The organism is Mesorhizobium sp. M7D.F.Ca.US.004.03.1.1, from assembly GCF_003998635.1.
GTDB classification, from domain to species: Bacteria; Pseudomonadota; Alphaproteobacteria; order Rhizobiales; family Rhizobiaceae; genus Mesorhizobium; species Mesorhizobium loti.
In genome coordinates this window covers 1-2,459 of the sequence record NZ_RZQG01000868.1, presented here as the reverse complement: position 1 = coordinate 2,459, position 2,459 = coordinate 1, and the positions used below count along the sequence as shown (strand labels likewise).

General features: G+C 62.9%; 4 protein-coding genes and 1 pseudogene. 2 read left to right on the top strand and 3 right to left on the bottom strand.

What is annotated here, in order from left to right; genetic code table 11:
- From EN935_RS31120 to hisB, 3 genes and pseudogenes are all read right to left on the bottom strand, one after another.
- Positions 1–109: pseudogene (locus tag EN935_RS31120) on the bottom strand (imidazole glycerol phosphate synthase subunit HisH); the annotation flags it as partial.
- A gap of 1 nt (position 110) precedes the next feature.
- The gene (locus EN935_RS31115; protein WP_127263266.1) at positions 111–587 is read right to left on the bottom strand and encodes a DUF2628 domain-containing protein; all 477 of its coding nucleotides are present in this window, start codon (positions 585–587) and stop codon (positions 111–113) included.
- Positions 588–590: 3 nt separating this feature from the next.
- On the bottom strand, positions 591–1,190 hold the full coding sequence (hisB, locus tag EN935_RS31110; protein ID WP_109666996.1) for an imidazoleglycerol-phosphate dehydratase HisB: 600 nt from the start codon (positions 1,188–1,190) through the stop codon (positions 591–593).
- Positions 1,191–1,433: 243 nt separating this feature from the next.
- Between hisB and hslV the strand changes: the two genes are divergently transcribed.
- Entirely contained in the window at positions 1,434–1,985 is a 552-nt protein-coding gene (gene hslV / locus EN935_RS31105) for an ATP-dependent protease subunit HslV (RefSeq protein WP_109666998.1), read from the top strand.
- On the top strand, positions 1,975–2,459 hold a 485-nt coding region (locus EN935_RS31100; protein WP_164771496.1), incomplete at its 3' end, for a GNAT family N-acetyltransferase. The genes hslV and EN935_RS31100, both read left to right, overlap by 11 nt.

Here is a 2,459-nt window from a genome sequence, read left to right as displayed (position 1 = left end):
ATGTCAGGTCGATCTCAGCCGATATGCCGGCTTCACGCGCGGCACGCTCGAAAGCCTTGGTGGCCGAGCGCAGATTGCCCGAGCCGTAGTCGATGATCGCAACCCGCATGTCAGCTTCTTCCCGGGATGTGGGTCAGCCCCAGCGCCATGCCCGGCTGCGCAGGGCGCGCAAGGGCAGCATCGGGAACCATGCGCGGCATCGGCGCGACCTCATCGGCAAGCGTTTCCGACTCCAGCGCATAGCGAATATCGGCATCGTCAAGCCTGCCGGCCTGTACCACGCCCCATTCGTGCCAGCCGCGCCGGCGAAGTGCTGCGATGCGCAGCCCCTGGCCTTCCAGGCCGACATAGAGCGAAACCAGCAGCGACAGCAGCGAGCCGGCTAGTCCAAGGCCGAGCTTTTGGCCCAGCATAGAAAGCAGGCCCATGATGACGAAGGCAAGTGCTGCTTCGATCCACAGCCGATGCCAGGCGAACCAGAGTGGCGGCACCAGAAAACCGAGCCAGGCGAAGCCATCGCGGACAAGGGCCGTCGCATCGACCTTCTCGCTGCGGCCGGGCGGTTCCATCACGACATAGCTGGCCATGGCCTACCCCTTCAACGATCCCTTGGTGGAAGGAACCGCGTCCGGCTGGCGCGGATCGCGTTCGAGAGCCGCGCGCAGCGCACGCGCCACCGCCTTGAAGCAGGTCTCGGCGATGTGGTGGTTGTTGGCGCCATAGTGGTTGGTGACATGCAGCGTGATGCCGGCATTCTGCGCCAGCGCCTGGAAGAACTCGCGCACCAGTTCGGTGTCGAACGTGCCGATTTTCGGCGACGAGAAGGAAACATTCCAGACCAGGAACGGACGGCCGGATACGTCGATCGCCGCACGCGTCAGCGTCTCGTCCATGGCAAGGTCGATCGAGGCATAGCGCATGATGCCGCGCCGCTCGCCGAGCGCCTTGGTCAATGCCTGGCCGAGCGCGATGCCGGTGTCCTCGACGGTGTGGTGGTCGTCGATATGCAGGTCGCCCTTCGCCTTGACCGTCATGTCGATCAGGGAGTGGCGCGACAGCTGGTCCAGCATATGGTCGAAGAAGCCGACGCCGGTGGCGATATCCGACTTGCCGGAGCCGTCGACATGGACCGACACGGAGATGTCGGTTTCCTTGGTCTTGCGGCTTGCTTCGGCGGAACGGGGCGGCATCACTCTATCCTTGTCCCAGAGGTTCACATCGTGACCGGCTCAGAGGCTTCAGGCGCTCGCAGGCTTGAAAACGAAAGCCTTCTAGCAGCATGGTCCGGCGATTGCCAGTTGCCTCTGACAGCGGTATCGGCCTTGCCAGAGAGGCGATTTGCAATCATCGGCCCCATGCATACATATGGCCGATCAAAGTTACTCGTACCGCGCCAATCGCCTTTTCGGGATAGCGCTGCTCGGAGCCAGGAAATGTCTAATGAACTGACCATGCACGCCACGACCATCGTGACGGTGCGCAAGGGCAACAAGGTGGTGATCGCCGGCGACGGCCAGGTCAGCCTTGGCCAGACCATCATGAAGGGCAACGCCAAAAAGGTGCGCCGCATCGGCAAGGGCGGCAATGTGATTGCCGGTTTCGCCGGCGCCACCGCCGACGCCTTCACGCTTCTGGAGCGGCTCGAAGCCAAGCTCGAACAATATCCCGACCAGCTGACGCGCGCCTGCGTCGAGCTCGCCAAGGACTGGCGCACCGACCGCTATCTGCGCCGGCTGGAAGCGATGATGCTGGTTGCCGACAAGTCGGTCTCGCTGGCGCTGACCGGCACCGGCGACGTGCTCGAACCCGAATTTGGCGTCATGGCCATCGGTTCGGGCGGCAATTACGCGCTGGCCGCGGCACGCGCGCTGATGGACAGCGACAAGGATGCCGAGGAGATCGCCCGCAAGGCGATGCAGATCGCGTCCGACATCTGCGTCTACACAAACAACAATTTCGTTATCGAAACGCTCGATGCCGGCTGAAGAGGTGGTGACCTATGATTTTCGGCCGGTGACGGAAAAAGACCTGCCGATGATCGCCGGCTGGCTTGCCGAGCCGCATGTTGCCGAGTGGTGGGACGATCCGGAGACGGAAATCGTTGAGATTCGCGACCACATCGATAGCATTTCCGTCGAGCCGCTGATCGTCGAGCTCGACGGCAAGCCGATAGCCTATCTGCAAAGCTACGATCCGCATCTGGAAGACGACCACCCCTATGCCGACCAGCCGTTCGGCACGCTGGGCATCGACCTGTCGATCGGCCGGCCGGAGCTGGTCGGCCTCGGCCATGGCTCGGCAATCGTGCGGCAGTTCGTCGAACAACTGTTCGAGGAAGGCGTGCCGCGCGTCATCATCGACCCGCATCCAGACAACGGACGCGCCATTCGCGCCTATGAAAAGGCCGGCTTTGCCGCCTTTGACACCAGAACAACGGAATACGGGCCAGCCCTGATGAT

Bases quoted from the DNA above. Each gene is read 5' to 3' on its own strand.
- hisB (WP_109666996.1), bottom strand. From the start codon at position 1,190: ATGCCGCCCCGTTCCGCCGAAGCAAGCCGCAAGACCAAGGAAACCGAC.
- EN935_RS31115 (WP_127263266.1), bottom strand. From the start codon at position 587: ATGGCCAGCTATGTCGTGATGGAACCGCCCGGCCGCAGCGAGAAGGTC.
- hslV (WP_109666998.1), top strand. From the start codon at position 1,434: ATGTCTAATGAACTGACCATGCACGCCACGACCATCGTGACGGTGCGC.